Consider the following 17,693-nt stretch of genomic DNA (forward strand, 5'->3'; position numbering starts at 1 on the left):
CTAAAGCCTCTGTGATGCGCAAAAACGTTTTTTATTCCGCCTTTTCTTCAGGTTTTCTGCCGCCATCGCTGACCGCTTAATCACCCTTTTTCATCTGCCTTACTAAGAACGCCGCACCCTTTCGGAAGCGGATGCAAAGATGAACATTTCAATTTAAATCTCGAAATGTTTTTTTAACATTTCTTTAACTTTAATTTCATGCTCTAACTTTACTTCAATGAACAATCCGCTATCTCTTTAGCGGGCTGCAAAGGTACGCAAGCTTCTTGATTTTGCAAATACTTCGCATGTTTTTAACATCAATTGTTTATAACCATCTGCTTTTCAATGTTAAAATCTTTAGCAAGCACTTTAATATTAACATATAAGGGGCTGTTATTCACATTCAGCCATGCAGGAATAGATTATCTACCTAAATACACTATAGTATATAGCATATCAGCATCCACAGAAAAAAGCATGCTGTAATATAACAACACACTTGTTTCACTTATACCATGTATATAATAGTGTAAACATTACCAACGCTTACAATCCATTGATATAATATGCCCTTAAAAATACATTTGTCTCTTACTCGCTAATACCACGAATAAGGTGGCATACCTTATTAGCTATACTATATATATAGTGCATTTAGCACAGCATATATAGTATAAAGCGGGCATTAGTTAAAAGATGTTAAATACGCACTGTTTATTAATTGCCATAAAATAGCATACCTATATTAGTACCCAAATAAATAATTGACGCATTTACAATAATCAACTATCTTTGCAGGATGTTTAAACAACAACGCTCACTACTAACAGGCTTAATTATATGCAGTATACTTGCATTGGGCAGTTGCAAAAGCAAATTTGAAAAACTTAAGGCCAGTAATGATAACGCTAAGAAGTATCAGGAGGCCATGAAGTATTACAATAAAAAAGAATACACGAAAGCATTGGACCTGTTTGACGGCTTAACACAGCGTTACCGCGGACAAACTGAGGCTGAGGATCTTTTTTACTACAACGCTTACACCAACTATAAACTAAAAGATTATACATCGGCCAGGTACCACTTTAAAAACTTTGCCGATACCTATCCCAACAGCGCCAGGGCCGAAGAATGCCGTTTTATGGCAGCTTATTGTTACTACCTCGATTCGCCTATATTCTCGCTGGATCAGGAAAACACTTTAAAGGCTATCGAAACCCTGCAATTGTTTATCAACTTATATCCTAAAAGTGAACGTGTAGCAGAAGCTAGCAAGCTGATCCAAAACCTGCGCGATAAACTGGAAGAGAAAGCTTATGCTAATGCTAAGTTGTATTTAACCATTGGCGATTTCCAATCGGCAGTTATAGCATTCGGTAATGCATTGCGCGATTACCCGGATACTAAATATGCAGAAGAGATGGAGTTTCTGACCATAAGGGCGCAATATAAATACGCAAAAGCAAGTACCGACTACCGCCAGGAAGAACGTTTTGGACAGGCAATGAGTTTTTATGACCAGTTTGCAGAAAAATACCCGCAAAGCAAATACCTGCACGAAGCATTAGTTATTAAACAAGATAGTGAGTATGGTATCAAACGCGCCAAAGCATTAATTGCAGAAGCCGCCATTGACCCTAAGCTTGCCAAAAAACTAGCCAAAAAAGATACTGTTAAAACACAACCGCCGTCTGAAAAAGGCAACGGGAATACAAAAATGCCGTAACAGGTTAATAAAAGATTTATAGAAAAGATTATGAGCAATACCAGCAATACTACACCAAAGCAACATACTGTAGCAAGCAGCACAGTAACCCGCGATTTACGCGATTTGGATAGAACTACAGACAATCTTTACGAATCAATCGTGATCATGTCTAAAAGGGCTAACCAGATCTCTAACAACATCAAGGAAGAATTGCACCAGAAATTATCTGAATTTGCTTCATCAAATGATAACCTGGAAGAGGTTTTCGAAAACCGTGAGCAAATTGAAATTTCTAAGCATTACGAAAGAATGCCAAAACCTACTTTAGTTGCTATCCAGGAGTTTTTAGAGGAAAAAGTATACTATCGTAACCCTCAAAAAGAGGCCTTAAAAGAACTATTGTAAGTTCGTTTTTACAATATAACAGCCTCTTCGGTATCCGGAGGGGCTTATTTTGTTTAAGGAGATTTAGGTTTTTAAGTAAAATTATAGTCCTTCCCCTGGGAGGGCTAGGGCGGGGTTGCGAAGTTTTAACCTTCCCCACGTATCAATCATTATCAAAGAGAAAATTCCAGATCATCTTTTATCTTGATTCTCGTATTTTATATCTTGACTCTATTTTACGGGCGCTCCCTTCGGGCCGGGCTATCCATTGCAAGTCCTCGCTCCGCTCCGGGCTTTTCATTCCTATCCCTAACGCGGAATGGCGCACAGCATCTCTGTACCAAAAATCAAAACATGCCCAATAATGAACTTTGCTTGTATCGCTCCCGTTAGGTATCTTTAAACCGTGCTTTGAAATAAGGGTGCTTTGAAATGAAATATACTAATATCGATATGCTTGAGGGCAAAAAGATACTTCTGGGTGTTTGCGGCAGCATAGCCGCTTATAAATCGGCCACACTGGTGCGTGCTTTAGTTAAAAAAGGCGCAGATGTACAAGTGGTAATGACCAATAGCGCTACCGACTTTATTACCCCGCTTACACTATCTACCCTATCTAAAAAACCGGTACTGGTTAATTACTTCGCACCCGAAACCGGCGAATGGAATAACCATGTAGCTCTGGGCCTTTGGGCAGACATGATGGTAATTGCCCCTGCAAGCGCCGATACGCTGGCCAAAATAGCAAACGGACAATGTGATAATTTATTAACTGCCATTTACCTTTCGGCCAGATGCCCGGTATACTTTGCACCGGCAATGGATCTGGATATGTGGGCGCACCCGGCAACACAGGATAATGTGAACAGGCTGCAATCTTTCGGTAATATCATGATCGCGCCCGAAAGTGGTGAACTGGCAAGTGGTTTACACGGTGCAGGCCGTATGGCCGAGCCCGAACATATTATTGATTTTTTAGCCGCGTCGCTTAACAAAAAACTATTGCTGGCCAATCAGCATATTGTAGTAACTGCCGGCCCTACTTATGAGGCTATTGACCCGGTACGGTATATCGGCAATCATTCGTCTGGAAAAATGGGTTTTGCCATTGCCAATGAACTGGCAGAAATGGGTGCTAATGTTACGCTGATTGCTGGCCCAACTTCGCAAGTTATTCATGCCAAAAACATCAACCGGTACGATGTTACTTCGGCCGATGAAATGCTGAAGGCATGCGAGCTGCATTTTAAAACAGCCAAAGCGTGTGTAATGAGCGCTGCAGTGGCCGATTATACCCCGGTATATACCGAGCCTCAAAAAATTAAAAAGCAAGATACCAACCTGCACATCGAACTAAAAAAAACGGTTGATATATTAAAGGTATTAGGCGGGATGAAACGCCCCGACCAGGTGCTGGCAGGCTTTGCACTGGAGACAGACCATGAAGAAGAAAATGCTATTGCCAAGTTGCAAAAAAAGAACCTCGACTTTATTGTACTTAATTCGTTAAACGATGCAGGAGCCGGTTTTAAAACAGATACCAACAAAATTACTATTATTGATAACAAACTACAGAAAACCACGTATAGCTTAAAAAGTAAAATACAGGTGGCCCAGGATATTTGCGCCAAACTAACCGAACTGATACTGGCATGAGAAAGCTGTTTGCAATAGCCATTTTAATTTGCTTAACGGGTAGTTTAGCTGCCCAGGATCTGAACGCACGGGTACAGGTACTTTCGCCCAAAATTCAGACTACCAATAAGCGCATCTTTCAAACGCTGGAAAACGCGATGAAGGATTTTTTAAATGGCCGCAAATGGAGCGCCGACCAGATTGGCCCGGCTGAAAAAATTGATTGCAACTTCTTATTAAACATTACCTCGTGGGATGGCAGCAGTGCCTTTAGCGGCGAACTGCAGGTACAATCCAGCCGACCGGTTTTTAACTCCTCCTACACCACTACTCTTTTCAGCATCAACGATAAGGATATTGATTTTACTTATACCGAAGGCCAAACCATCGATTTTAATGCCCAGAATTTTCAGAGTAATTTAAGTTCGATAATGGCTTATTATGCCTATATCATTTTGGGCTTTGATTATGACAGTTTTTCGCGCTATGGCGGCACACCTTATTTTGCCAATGCGCAAAACGTGGTTATTAATGCACAAACTACTTCTTATAGTGGCTGGAAAGCTTTCGACAGTAATAACTTTAACCGCTACTGGCTGTCAGAAAACCTGGTGAATAAAACCTACATCCCCCTCCGCAGCTTTTATTATGACTACCACCGCAAAGGCCTCGACCTGATGGTGGATAATGCCGAAATGGCCCGACGGAACATCGACGGCATTTTACCCATACTAACCCAGTTAGACCGGCAACGCCTTGGCGCTACCCTGCCAACTTTGTTTTTTACAGCCAAAGAAGATGAATTTGTTGGTGTTTACAGCGGTGCCCCACCTGCCGAAAAACTGGCCGCATACAATATACTAATACAGGCCGACCCATCTAACGGGCCCAAATACCAAGCTTTACAAAAAAATTAAAAATATTTTTCAATACCTATTGCATATACGAAACTTATCGTAGATATTTGTACGAAGAAATTCGTATAACATATGAGCAGCGAGATTAAAGCAACCGAGGGAGAACTAGAAATTTTACAAGTGTTATGGCACAAAGGCCTTTGTACCGTACGCGAAGTACATGAAGAAATAGCCAAGACAAAAGACTCGGGTTACACTACTACTTTAAAGCTAATGCAAATAATGCACGAAAAAGGTTTGGTCGAGCGTAACACATCGGCCAAAACACACGTCTACAAAGCATTGGTAACCCGTAAGGATGCCCAGAAAAGCGCGCTCGACAAAATACTGAATACTGTGTTCACCGGCTCAACGGCCGATTTGGTGATCCAGGCATTGGGTACGCACCGGGCATCGCAAAGTGAGATAGAGGCTATTAAGAACTACCTTAACCAATTTGAAAACCCTGAAAAATAATTGTTATGGAAACGTTGTTGCATAATTTAAGTGAAGTTTTTGCGGTAAGTATTATCCATTCGCTGTGGCAGTGCCTGGTAATTTATTTGCTATTGCGCATTTTTCTGGCAGATATCGTCAGGCTATCTGCAGCGGTAAAATATAAAACTACAGTAACCGCACTTTTTACAGCCACAGGCTGGTTCATCTACACGCTGTTTGCTCAAGCTGCAAATTATACCTGGCAACTTACTGCGCAAACAGTAACAGATGGGCCACAACACCTGCCGCTTATTACTGCCCTTAAAGAAATTACCCATGCCAACGAGCGTTACGAAGTTACCATAGAACGTTACCTGCCTTATATTACAACTATATATATTATAGGCTTATTGTTCCATACGCTTCGTTTAGCATCGGCCTGGTTTCAGATGCAACAACTTAAGCAAAACGCAGTGCCCGATAGCCAACTGCAAAAACGGCTAAACCAGCTCTCTGTAATGCTTAATAACAAACGTGCCGTAATTGTAAGCTATGCCAACCGTATTGATGTACCTTGTGTTACAGGTTATTTAAAACCATTGATACTGTTGCCATTGTCGCTCTCTACCTACCTTTCGGCCAAAGAGGTAGAAGCCATTTTACTGCACGAACTTGCCCATGTAAAACGTAATGATTACCTCGTAAACTTGCTGCAGCATGTAATGTCGGTAATTCTTTTCTTTAATCCTTTTGTTTTATTAATGAACCGCATTGTAAACCAGGAACGCGAAAATAGCTGCGACGATATGGTTGTTGCCCTTACCGGCGAACCCCTGGTTTATGCACAGGCGCTTTTAAAGATCGAACAAAACAATGTGCGCTACCTGCCGCTTGCTTTGGCTGCCACAGGTAAAAAATATCATTTACTTAACAGAATTGAACGTATTATGAAAACTAAAAAACCGATGACCAACATCCGTCATGTAGTGTTGGCGTTTACTATACTTTTGGGTAGCATTACCAGCATAGCCTGGTTAAACCCCGCCATAGGCAGCGGCAAACTGTCTGTAAAAATCACCAATTTTTCGGGCATCATCAATAGCCTGAACTCAATTAGCGATACCAGCAAAAAAAGTGCAAAAGCATCTAAAGCAACAGTAGCGCATAAAAGCCATGTTGCTGCTAAGGGAGTAAGGGTTTATACCAAAAATGGCAAAACCTATTACTATTCAACCGGCATGGAAGATCCTAAACTGGAGGCTATGGGTAGGCAAATGGACGAGTATGGCAAACAACTGGATAAATATTATGGCAGTGCTGATTTTAAGAAATTAGAGCAAGGCCTGGAAAGTAAAGGCAAAGAGATCGAAGCATTTTACAACAATCCGGATTTAAAAAGAATACAAGACAGCCAGGAGAAAGTAAGCCATGAATTTGAAGCTGCTTATGGCGATAACAGCGAGCCCGAAAAAATAGGCAAACAAATGGAAGCCATTGGCAAAAAAATGGATACCTATTATAACAGCCCTGAGTTTAAGGCCATGAATGCCAAACTGATGAAAAAGTATGGCATCCCCGAAAACTACAATTACTCGAGCAGCGGCTACAAGCGCGATGAAAACTACGATAAATACCAGGCTGAATTAAAGAAAAACATCCCGGCCGAAGTAACAGGTTATAGCGATGACATGACAAAACTAGGCGAGCAGATGAGTAACCACTTTAACACTCCCGAAAGAAAAGCAGCTCAGGAAAAAATGCGCTCCATGGGCGATAGTATGCGCAGGGCATTTAACAATCCGCGCATAAAATCACAGCAGGACGAAATGCGTAAACTAGGCGAGCAGATGCGTGCCTATACTGCTAACCCCGAGGTTAAAAAGCTGCAACAGCAGATGAAAGCCCTGGGCGAAAAAATGCGGGAATACACCAACAGCCCTGAGTTTAAAAAACGTGCAGAAGAATGGAAAAACAGCATGAAAGCTGCCAACTGGGATTTTAACGACAACTTTAATGTAGATATACCAACACCTCCTGATGTACCAACGCCGGTAACAGCCCCTGCTGCAATTGCTATTCCGGTACCGGTAGCTGCACCAATGGTTGTACCCCCGGCACCACCTGCACCTACAAAACCATAAATACTAAAACTAATAGCAAGATAATCCCTTTCCTTAAATATTGATTTTGTAATTTAGTATCCTCAAAACGGGGATACTTTTTTATGCTTAAACAGCTCAGTATAAACAATTACGCTTTAATTGATAACCTGCAGATCAGTTTTGATGGCAGCTTAAACATATTAACCGGCGAAACCGGGGCAGGTAAATCCATTATTTTAGGGGCATTGTCGCTCATATTGGGGCAACGCGCCGAGAGCCGCTACTTTTTTAACCAGCAAAAAAAATGCGTTATAGAAGGTCAGTTCAGTATTGCGGGTTTCCTGCACCTTAAAAGTTTTTTTGAGGAGAATGACCTGGATTATGATGCCGAAACTATCCTTCGGCGTGAAATTTCTGCTGATGGTAAATCGCGGGCGTTTATTAATGATTCGCCTGTAAACCTTACTTTGTTAAAGCAGGTTGGCGAAAAACTGATTGATATCCATTCGCAGCATGCCACGGCCGAGATTAATGATCCCATATTTCAACTCTTAGTTGTTGATGCTGTTGCGAAGCACGAAGCGCTGTTAACCGATTATCAGACTAAATACCGCCGATATAAAAAATCAAACACGCAACTACAACAATTAATTGCCGAAAGCGATAAAGCCAAAGCCGATCTGGATTACTACCAGTTTCAGTACGACGAACTGGAAAAAGTAAATTTGGATGCCGATGAGCAGGAACCCTTAGAGCAAGAACTGTATACCCTTAACAATGCCGAAGAAATTAAGCGTAACCTGTTAGGTGCTAATTACCTGATGCAGGATGGCGAAGCAGCAGCACTTTTACAACTGAAAGAAGCAGCACAGCAATTGGGATCGCTCGAAAAATTTAACGCAGCCATTGGCGAATTAAAAGAGAGGTTGAACAGCGTGATCATTGAGCTGAAAGACATTTCGGCAGAAACAGATCAGTTGGAACAGCATACCCAAACCAATGAAGCCCGTGCCGAAGAAGTAAATACCCGCCTGAGCCTCATTTACAACCTACAGAAAAAGCATCGTGTAAATACCAATGCCGAACTGCTGCAATTACAAAATGAGCTCTCTGAAAAAATACAACAAGCATTATTTAGCGATGATGCCATTGAGCAGCTACAAAAAGAAATAACCCAGCAAAAGCAGGAACTGGAAGAACTGGCAGCCCGGTTATCCAACAATCGTGTTGCTGCCATCCCCGATATTGAAACCCAGGTAATGCAAACCCTCGCCGAAATGGGCATGGGCAATGCAGTGCTCAATATCGAACATAAAGTTTTGACTGAACTGAGCAATACCGGTACCGACCAGATCCGCTTTATGTTTACCGCCAATAAAGGGCACGCGCTGTCAGAGATGAGCAAAGTAGCTTCGGGCGGTGAGTTATCACGTTTAATGCTGAGCATTAAATCGCTCATTGCACGCTACACCGCTTTACCGACTATTATTTTTGATGAGATAGACACCGGTGTTTCCGGCGAGGTAGCCAACAAAGTAGGGCAAATTATGGAGCAGCTTGCTCAAAACCTACAGGTAATTACCATTACCCACCTGCCGCAAATTGCCAGTAAAGGCAGCAGCCATTACTTTGTTTACAAAGACGATGAAGCCGAGATTACCAAAACCCGCATTAAACAACTCACCGAACAGGAGCGTATTACCGAAATTGCCAAAATGCTAAGCGGCGATAAACCTGGTGAAAGTGCGTTACAAAATGCGAGGGAATTGTTGAACAGTTAGATGTAATAAAAAGATACTTACCTACCAAGCAATTGCTTTACCACATACGGAGGATCGCGAAAGAAATCATTGTATGACTGGAATAGCTGGGTTTGCTCATAACTGCGTATTTGTACACCATTATCACTAAACTCATAAATTAGGGAATCGGGATAAGCCAAAAGTATTGGCGAATGTGTTGCGATAATAAATTGCGATCGTTCTGCAATCAGTTCATGCATCCTGATAAGCATGGCCATTTGGCGTGATGGTGACAAGGCAGCTTCGGGCTCATCCAGAATATAAAATCCATTTCCCCTAAACCGGTGCAAAAAAATGGACCAAAAAGATTCACCGTGTGATTGCTCGTGTAATGATGTGCCTCCATATGAATTAATAATAAAGGGCTCACCACCTTCGGCATCCAATTTTTCAATTTCTGTTGCTACATTAAAGAGGCTTTCGCTTCTTAAAAAAAAACCATCGGTATGCCGGTAGGTACCCCTCGATGTAGTTATATGCTTGTACAGTTCAGAATGCGATTGCCGGGTACCAAAATTAAAATTAGCTGTGCCTCCTTCCGGATTAAAGCCGGAAGCCACAGCAATTGCCTCGAGCAATGTAGACTTACCGGCACCATTTTCGCCCACTAAAAAGGTAACCTGCGGATGAATTTTCAACTTATCTGCATTCTTGAAAAACGGGAGCGAAAAGGGATAGCTATTTAAGTTAACATCCCCTTTATTAAAGTAAATATCTTTTAACTCCCCCTTCGAAATCATTGTGATGCGTTTTGCAGGTACCTGTTATGTAAATATACAAAGCTTTAATCCATTCCTTTAATTCCATTTAAACACGTTTGCAACGCGTACTTAATCGGTTGGGCATTTACAATGCCGGCAAACGTTTAATAATAAACCCGGCTGAAGCGGATACAGGCCATTGTGGCTAAGGCTTGTGCAGTATGAGCGAAAGACGGGGCTGCATTTACCGACTAACACTACCCTTTCGTTTTCAAAATATCTTTTAATGATATTGTATTGAAGAAGATTCTTCACTGCGTTCTGAATGACAAATATTTTATAACTTTTTTGTACGTACGACCTTCGTTCTAAATAACAAGATGGGCGATGAAATTGCATCGTACAGCAATGGCAAGGCATATATAATTACTCGCCTTAATCCCTATCTCACTAACCTGTTACATATTATTAATCAAAACTCATCCCCTCTTCATACTAACTATCTAATATTGCAGTTATTTTGCAGTATGTTTAAGTGTACCCTGTTTCTGCTTATATTTTTCCCGTTTGTAGTGTTTGGGCAGGTAACTATTACCGGTAAGGTTACTGATATTACTACACACAAACCAATAGGTTATGCCAGTGTGATATTGAGTAATTCGTCTGTTGGTAACAGGACAGATACTACCGGCATATTTGTGTTACGCAATGTTAAGCCCGGGCAATACGACCTGGTGGCATCTATAGTTGGTTATGAAACCTACCAGATTACGCTAATGGTGAGCAATGCCAACCTAACCATTCCCCCTATAGAATTATTACCCAAAAGCATCAACCTGCAAGAGGTTATTATTAAGCCCGATGCAGAGTGGTTTAGGAATTATGAAATATTTAAGACAGAACTTTTAGGCGAAGGGCCGGATTCTAAGCAATGCAAGATCCTGAATCCAGACGTAGTGAAGTTACGTTTCGACGAGGGCAAGAATCAGCTTATTGGTTCCAGTACAGATTTTATCGAGATTGAAAACCGGGCGTTAGGCTACCGGGTAAAATACCTGTTAAGCGCCTTTAATAAGGATTACAAAAAGAGCATGATCTTTTATGAGGGATCTGTATTGTTTGAGGATCTGCCAACCAGTTCTCCTGAACAGGTAGAGCGTTATAAAAAGGCCCGCGAAAGGGCTTACTATGGTTCGATGCAGCACTTTTTGAAGGCAGCATTGCATAACCGGGCCGAGGACGATGGCTTTAAGGCACTCCAGATGGTGAAAATTCCAAATCCGAAGCGGCCATCTGATGAAGAGATCAAATCTAGAATGGCTTATTTTAATACCATTGGCAATTTCACGCGGTCATCAGAAGATTCGCTTTATAATTTGGAGCGGTTGAAACGACTGCCTAAAACTATCTTTTCTGTAGTTAAAGATCCACCGGTATACCCATCTATGCTGGTTAAACGTACCAACCAAACCGGTGTATATGTGATGACGTATACCGACTACCTATATGTAATGTACACCAAAACGCTTGATAACAGTTCGAACTCTTTGGTGTATCGCCCCACTGATACGCCTAATTATTCGACTAGCATCCTGACATTCTCAGAACCTCGTGTTTATTTTGATGACAACGGGCACATTATGAACCCGCTATCCATTGTTACAGAAGGTGCCTGGGGCAAAAACCGGGTATCGGGCATGTTGCCTATTGATTATGAGCCATCGGGGCCACCGCAATAGTTTGTAGATTATAACAACCCGTCGTGCCGAACTTGTTTCGGCATCCCACTGCTAAGTTTACTACCTGTATGGCACATACCTGTCCTGTGAGATCCCGAAACAAGTTCGGGATGACGGGCGAATAAATGTTAAAATAGAAAATATCATGCTGCTTGTTTCGGCACGACGATGTAGACATAAAAAAGGCCCGCTACTTAATCGTAGCGGGCCTCATATTTTAAGCTATAACTTTAACCTACTTCTGCTCTTCTTCAGTAGGTTTGCCTTCATCATTTGTACGGGCAACAATCTTAATGGCTTCAGTTTCCTTGTCAAAGTCAACCTCCATGGTATCGCCTTCGTTCATTTCACCTTTTAGAATCTCTTCTGCAATTGGGTCTTCCAGGTATTTCTGGATGGCACGTTTCAATGGGCGTGCACCAAATTGCGAATCATATCCTTTTTCGGCAATGGCTTCTTTAGCATTCAACGTAAGCTCAATTTTGTAGCCTAAGCTGTTGATACGTCCGAATAAGCTAGCCAACTCGATATCGATAATTTTGAAGATGTCTTCTTTGGTTAAAGAGTTAAACACGATCACATCATCAACACGGTTTAAAAATTCCGGCGCAAATGCACGGCGTAAAGCGTTTTCAATAACACCTCTTGAGTGTGCATCGGCTTGTGTAGTTTTTGCCGAAGTGCTGAAACCAACACCCTGACCAAAATCTTTTAACTGACGGGCACCAATGTTTGATGTCATGATGATGATCGTATTCCTGAAATCAACCTTTCGGCCTAATGAATCAGTCAACTGACCTTCGTCTAACACTTGCAGCAAGATGTTGAATACATCCGGGTGCGCTTTTTCAATCTCGTCCAGCAATACAACAGCATATGGTTTACGGCGTACTTTTTCTGTTAACTGCCCGCCTTCTTCGTAACCTACGTAACCCGGAGGCGCTCCAACTAAACGAGACACGGCAAATTTTTCCATGTATTCACTCATGTCTATCTGGATCAGCGCATCCTCGGTATCAAACATAAAACGGGCAAGCTCTTTGGCAAGCTCTGTTTTACCAACACCGGTTGGGCCTAAGAATATGAACGAACCGATTGGCTTTTTAGGATCTTTTAGTCCGGCACGGGTACGTTGTATGGCTTTGGTTAATTTCTTAACCGCATCTTCCTGACCAATAATTTTGTTCTGGATGCTTTCGCCCATATGCAATAATTTTTGGCTGTCACCTTGTCCAACTTTTTGAACCGGGATACCTGTCATCATGGCAACAACCTCGGCCACATTATCTTCGGTTACAGTATAACGTTTAGATTTTGTTTCGGCTTCCCAAACACCTTTAGCTTGTTCTAATTCTTCTAACAAGTGTTTTTCGGTATCGCGCAGTTTAGCAGCTTCTTCATATTTCTGGCTGCGAACCACACGGTTTTTCTCCACTTTAATTTGTTCAATTTTAGACTCAATATCCAAAATGTTTTGAGGCACATGGATGTTGGTTAAGTGAACGCGTGAGCCCGACTCATCCAAAGCATCAATAGCCTTGTCTGGTAAAAAACGGTCTGTAATGTAACGTGCAGTTAAAGCAACGCATGCTTTAATAGCTTCGTCGGTATAAGTTACACCATGGTGCTCTTCATATTTTTCCTTAATACGGTTTAATATCTCGATGGTTTCATCTGGCGTGGCAGGCTCTACCATTACTTTTTGGAAACGACGGTCTAACGCGCCATCTTTCTCAATGTACTGGCGGTACTCATCAAGCGTTGTAGCGCCGATGCATTGTATCTCGCCCCTTGCCAAAGCAGGTTTAAACATATTTGAGGCATCCAATGACCCAGAAGCACCACCGGCACCAACAATAGTATGTATCTCGTCGATAAATAAAATTACATCTGGTGATTTTTCCAATTCGTTCATTACGGCTTTCATCCGCTCTTCAAACTGGCCACGGTATTTGGTACCTGCCACTAATGAAGCTAAATCGAGCGTAACAACGCGTTTGTTAAATAACACCCTTGATACCTTACGCTGTACGATACGTAATGCCAGCCCTTCTGCAATGGCAGATTTACCAACACCCGGCTCACCTATCAGGATCGGGTTGTTCTTTTTACGGCGTGATAAAATTTGCGACACGCGTTCAATTTCTTTTTCGCGGCCAACGATCGGGTCAAGCTTGCCATCTTCGGCAGCCTTGGTTAAATCGCGTCCAAAATTATCAAGTACCGGTGTTTTTGATTTAATGTCAGACACCTTTTTAGGCTGGCTAAATGATTCTTCTTCTTTAAAGTCATCATCGCCGCCGGTTGATGAACCTGGCATTTCGTCTGTGATATTATTTTTGTGGGCTTCTACCTCACTTTTAAATATCTCGTAGTTCACATGGAACTGCATCAATAACTGTGATGCTATATTATCTTCATCGCGCAGAATGGACAGCAGCAAATGCTCTGTACCAATCACGTCGCTTTTAAATATTTTAGCTTCCAGGTAGGTGATCTTTAATACCTTCTCTGCCTGTTTAGTTAGCGGAATGCTGCCTATGTGCACATTTGTACCTGTTGTGCCCTTTACGGCATCCTCAACGGCACGGCGTAACCTGGATGTATCAACATTTAAGCCTTTCAGCAATTTGATAGCTATCCCGTCTCCGTCGCGGATAAGCCCGAGCAAAAGATGTTCTGTACCTATATAGTCATGGCCTAAGCGTAAAGCCTCTTCCCTGCTATACGAGATAACGTCTTTTACACGCGGCGAAAATTTAGCTTCCATAAAATACCTTTCAAATTAATTGTTAAACGCCCTGTTGATCTGGTTTGTTCTATACAGGTGCGGATAAATAGTAATTACAACAATATTGCCAACTTTTTAACCGCTACCGATACTTCGCTTTATTGATGGGCAATCTATTAAATATTGCTTTAAAACGATAATTATTATTCATCAAAAGATAGTTTTTTGACATTTAACTACCTGTTTGAGTATTTATTCACAAAATGGTTTATTCTATAATGACATAAACCTTATGTCCCTTGTGTGTATAAGCAATTTCGGCATTAAATATGACATTAAGGCATACAAGTTTTATACATTTCCACATTTCATTAACAAAGTCATTGCATAGTGCTTATTTTATGATATACGATATATACTTATGCGCAGTTGCAGGGCCGGGTAAAATACAGCTGTAAATGGGGACACTATTCTACTATAGTTGACGTAGAATGTCGGAATAATGTTACATAAGACCTTATATTATTGACTTTCAAGCCTATAAAAAATGTATATATATTTGATTCAAATACTTCTTCCTATTTTATGTAACCAAAAGAAGTAAAACATTAATATTGCCCCGATTGGCACCATAAGTAGCCTTGAGCTCATAAATAGTAAAAAACTAAATGACAAAAAAAACCCTTTCCGATCTTAGTAACGAAGAATTACTTAAAAACGAAAAAAAGATAAAAGCAATTACCCTAGTTTTTGCCGGGTTATTACTCGTTTTGTTTTTTGCCCTCCTATTATTATCCGTAAAAAAAGGGATTAGCGTATTAATAGTTACCCCAATTGCTTTACTGCCCCTTTTAATTGTTTTGCTCAACAATTGGAATGACCTGAAAAAAGAAATAAAGCTTAGAAATATATAGCCGCCGGTTGGTCAACGTTGCTAACCCACGTGTGTTGCGTGTGAAAACAAGAAATCATAGCGACTCTGTATCAAAACAACTCCGGGCAACGTCTGTACTTAAGGCGTGCATAGCACACTCAGAAACTATAACTTTATGAAAAACTACAAATTATTAAGCTTTGCTGCCCTGCTAGCTTTGGCAGCATGTAACGTTAATTCGAAAACCACCAGCACTAACACAACAGATTCCTTATCGCACAACGATACCGCAAAAAATGCCAGCAAAGCCCTCTTTGTAAACATGCAGATCAAAGACACCATTAACGTGGGCGATTCTGTATTGTTGAAATTCACGGTACATAACCCGGCCGACAGCACACAGCAGTTTTGCAAATGGCATACCCCATTTGAGCCGCTGCTAAGCAAATACCTGGAGGTTAAAAACGAAGCCGGCACCGAAGCAGATTATCGCGGCGCAATGGCCAAAAGAATTATGCCGCCGCCCGTAAGCAGCTACATTAAAGTTAACCCCAAAGATAGCATGACCAGCAACGTTGATCTGCTAAAAGGTTTTGCCATAACCCAACCCGGCAAATACACCATCACTTATGTTGGCCAAAACATGAGTGGCTTGGTAAGTGAACAAACGGTGTCGTTTGTTTATTTGAAGAAATAATTATCTCCTAAATATGCTATAAAGGATAGAATAATGATGCCCTTTCTGGTCCATGTGTTAGTGTATAAGTATTCAACATTGCTATACCATCTTTTTTGCTATTGTATTCGAATCGCCTTAATTTTTATGCAATCCTTTCGGCTCTCTTGTAATCCAAACTTATAAAACAGATATTTGGGACTATCTCATAAATCTAAAAATGGCAGACGAAAAGATCATATTCTCGATGGCCGGTGTAAATAAAGTTTACCCGCCTCAAAAACAAGTACTCAAAAATATATACCTGTCGTTTTTCTATGGCGCCAAAATTGGTGTTATTGGTTTAAACGGTTCGGGTAAATCATCGGTATTAAAAATTATTGCCGGTTTAGATAAAGCCTACCAGGGCGAAGTGGTGTTTTCACCGGGCTTTACGGTTGGTTACTTAGCCCAGGAGCCTATCCTCGATCCTGAAAAAACAGTACGCGAAATCGTAGAAGAGGGTGTGGCCGAAATTACCGCCATACTAAAAGAGTACGAAGAGATTAACGAAAGCTTCGGCCTGCCCGAAGTTTACGAAGATGCCGATGCCATGGATAAACTAATGGCCCGACAGGGTGTATTGCAGGATAAAATTGATGCTGTAAATGCCTGGGAACTGGATACCAAACTGGAGCGTGCTATGGATGCCTTGCGCTGCCCGGAACCTGACACCAAGATTAGCGTACTCTCTGGTGGTGAGCGCCGCCGCGTGGCCTTGTGCCGCCTGCTATTACAAGAACCAGATGTGCTTTTATTGGATGAGCCTACCAATCACCTAGATGCAGAATCTATAGATTGGCTGGAGCAACACTTAAAACAATACAAAGGAACCGTTATCGCTGTAACCCACGACCGTTACTTCCTGGATAACGTAGCCGGCTGGATCCTGGAACTTGACCGTGGTGAAGGTATCCCTTGGAAAGGCAATTACTCATCGTGGCTGGAGCAAAAATCAAAACGCCTGGCCCAGGAAGAGAAAACCGAAAGCAAACGCCAGAAAACTTTGGAGCGCGAGCTGGAGTGGGTACGTATGGCACCAAAAGCCCGCCATGCTAAAGGTAAAGCACGTCTGTCAAACTATGACAAATTGGCTTCGGAGGAAACAAGGGAGAAAGAAGACAAACTGGAGCTGTTCATTCCGCCGGGCCCGCGTTTGGGTAATGTGGTAATTGAGGCCAACGGTGTAACCAAAGCCTATGGCGATAAAATATTATTTGACAACCTTACCTTCTCATTGCCGCCGAACGGCATAGTAGGTATCATCGGCCCAAATGGCGCGGGTAAAACTACGCTGTTTAGATTAATTACCGGCCAGGACGAACCGGATGCCGGTACTTTCCGTGTAGGTGATACCGTAGCCCTGGGTTATGTGGATCAAAACCATGATGACCTTGACCCGGAGAAATCGGTATGGGAAAACGTAACCGACGGGCTGGACAATATGATGCTGGGTAACAAAGCGATTAACTCCCGTGCGTATGTATCCAAGTTTAACTTCAACGGTGCCGATCAGCAGAAAAAAGTTGGTGTACTATCCGGTGGCGAGCGTAACCGCGTACACTTGGCCATTACCTTAAAGAAAAGCTCGAACGTATTGCTATTGGATGAGCCGACCAACGATATCGACGTAAATACATTACGTGCTTTGGAAGAAGCCCTGGAGAACTTTGCAGGCTGTGCCGTAGTCATCAGCCACGATCGCTGGTTCCTTGACAGGATCTGTACGCACATTCTTGCTTTCGAAGGTGAATCGCAGGTTTACTTCTTCGAAGGTAATTATTCTGATTACGAAGAAAACCGCAAGAAACGTTTAGGTGATATTGCACCCAAAAGGTTGCGGTACAAAAAATTGGTAGGATAACAACATGAGCGACACAAGGTATTGTGTCGTTACGAATTTTAACGCAGAAAGCCGCTCAAATAGAGCGGCTTTCTGCGTTAATTATAAATTTATCTTACCAGATTTTCACTCTCGCGTTTTCT

The 17,693-nt window shown here is 41.9% G+C and carries 13 protein-coding genes; 11 read left to right on the forward strand and 2 right to left on the reverse strand.

Features of this window, described 5'->3' with window-relative positions; all coding sequences use genetic code 11:
• The first annotated feature begins 781 nt into the window (after window positions 1–781).
• The 7 genes from RG47T_RS17910 (at window position 782) to recN (ending at window position 8,926) form a co-directional block, all read left to right on the forward strand.
• Entirely contained in the window at window positions 782–1,708 is a 927-nt protein-coding gene (locus RG47T_RS17910; protein WP_074490836.1) for an outer membrane protein assembly factor BamD, read from the forward strand.
• A gap of 30 nt (window positions 1,709–1,738) precedes the next feature.
• The gene (locus tag RG47T_RS17915) at window positions 1,739–2,095 is read left to right on the forward strand and encodes a DNA-directed RNA polymerase subunit omega (RefSeq protein ID WP_074490837.1); all 357 of its coding nucleotides are present in this window, start codon (window positions 1,739–1,741) and stop codon (window positions 2,093–2,095) included.
• A 432-nt stretch (window positions 2,096–2,527) separates the two neighbouring features.
• Window positions 2,528–3,730, forward strand: coding sequence for a bifunctional phosphopantothenoylcysteine decarboxylase/phosphopantothenate--cysteine ligase CoaBC (gene coaBC, locus RG47T_RS17920; RefSeq protein ID WP_074493564.1), 1,203 nt, complete (start codon window positions 2,528–2,530; stop codon window positions 3,728–3,730).
• Window positions 3,727–4,626, forward strand: coding sequence for a type IX secretion system protein PorD (gene porD / locus RG47T_RS17925; RefSeq protein WP_074490838.1), 900 nt, complete (start codon window positions 3,727–3,729; stop codon window positions 4,624–4,626). Before coaBC ends, porD begins: the two co-directional genes overlap by 4 nt.
• A gap of 72 nt (window positions 4,627–4,698) precedes the next feature.
• Window positions 4,699–5,082, forward strand: coding sequence for a BlaI/MecI/CopY family transcriptional regulator (locus RG47T_RS17930; RefSeq protein ID WP_074490839.1), 384 nt, complete (start codon window positions 4,699–4,701; stop codon window positions 5,080–5,082).
• A gap of 5 nt (window positions 5,083–5,087) precedes the next feature.
• A complete protein-coding gene (locus RG47T_RS17935; protein WP_074490840.1) occupies window positions 5,088–7,184 on the forward strand; it encodes a M56 family metallopeptidase in 2,097 nt (698 codons plus the stop codon).
• Window positions 7,185–7,267: 83 nt separating this feature from the next.
• Window positions 7,268–8,926 (forward strand): DNA repair protein RecN, encoded by a 1,659-nt coding sequence (gene recN, locus RG47T_RS17940; protein ID WP_074490841.1) that lies wholly within the window; start codon window positions 7,268–7,270, stop codon window positions 8,924–8,926.
• 17 nt (window positions 8,927–8,943) lie between these two features.
• On the opposite strand, the gene RG47T_RS17945 is transcribed toward recN, so the two are convergent.
• Complete coding sequence (locus RG47T_RS17945) at window positions 8,944–9,687, reverse strand: AAA family ATPase (RefSeq protein WP_091691021.1); 744 nt, start codon at window positions 9,685–9,687, stop codon at window positions 8,944–8,946.
• Between the two features lie 488 nt (window positions 9,688–10,175).
• Here RG47T_RS17945 and RG47T_RS17950 point away from each other — a divergent pair, with 488 nt between their 5' ends.
• Complete coding sequence (locus RG47T_RS17950) at window positions 10,176–11,387, forward strand: carboxypeptidase-like regulatory domain-containing protein (protein WP_171972559.1); 1,212 nt, start codon at window positions 10,176–10,178, stop codon at window positions 11,385–11,387.
• Window positions 11,388–11,622: 235 nt separating this feature from the next.
• Here the strand turns inward: RG47T_RS17950 and RG47T_RS17955 are convergent, their stop codons facing one another.
• On the reverse strand, window positions 11,623–14,157 hold the full coding sequence (locus RG47T_RS17955) for an ATP-dependent Clp protease ATP-binding subunit (RefSeq protein WP_074490844.1): 2,535 nt from the start codon (window positions 14,155–14,157) through the stop codon (window positions 11,623–11,625).
• A gap of 629 nt (window positions 14,158–14,786) precedes the next feature.
• On the opposite strand from RG47T_RS17955, the gene RG47T_RS17960 reads away from it, so the two are divergent.
• From RG47T_RS17960 to ettA, 3 genes are all read left to right on the forward strand, one after another.
• Window positions 14,787–15,032 carry a hypothetical protein gene (locus RG47T_RS17960; RefSeq protein ID WP_074490845.1) on the forward strand — a complete coding sequence of 82 codons (246 nt, stop codon included), beginning with the start codon at window positions 14,787–14,789 and terminating at the stop codon, window positions 15,030–15,032.
• A gap of 135 nt (window positions 15,033–15,167) precedes the next feature.
• The gene (locus RG47T_RS17965) at window positions 15,168–15,689 is read left to right on the forward strand and encodes a protease (RefSeq protein WP_074490846.1); all 522 of its coding nucleotides are present in this window, start codon (window positions 15,168–15,170) and stop codon (window positions 15,687–15,689) included.
• A 199-nt stretch (window positions 15,690–15,888) separates the two neighbouring features.
• Window positions 15,889–17,571 carry an energy-dependent translational throttle protein EttA gene (gene ettA, locus RG47T_RS17970; RefSeq protein ID WP_074490847.1) on the forward strand — a complete coding sequence of 561 codons (1,683 nt, stop codon included), beginning with the start codon at window positions 15,889–15,891 and terminating at the stop codon, window positions 17,569–17,571.
• The last annotated feature ends 122 nt before the right edge of the window (window positions 17,572–17,693 follow it).

Origin of the sequence: Mucilaginibacter polytrichastri, from assembly GCF_001911425.1 — a bacterium.
Lineage (GTDB): Bacteria > Bacteroidota > Bacteroidia > Sphingobacteriales > Sphingobacteriaceae > Mucilaginibacter > Mucilaginibacter polytrichastri.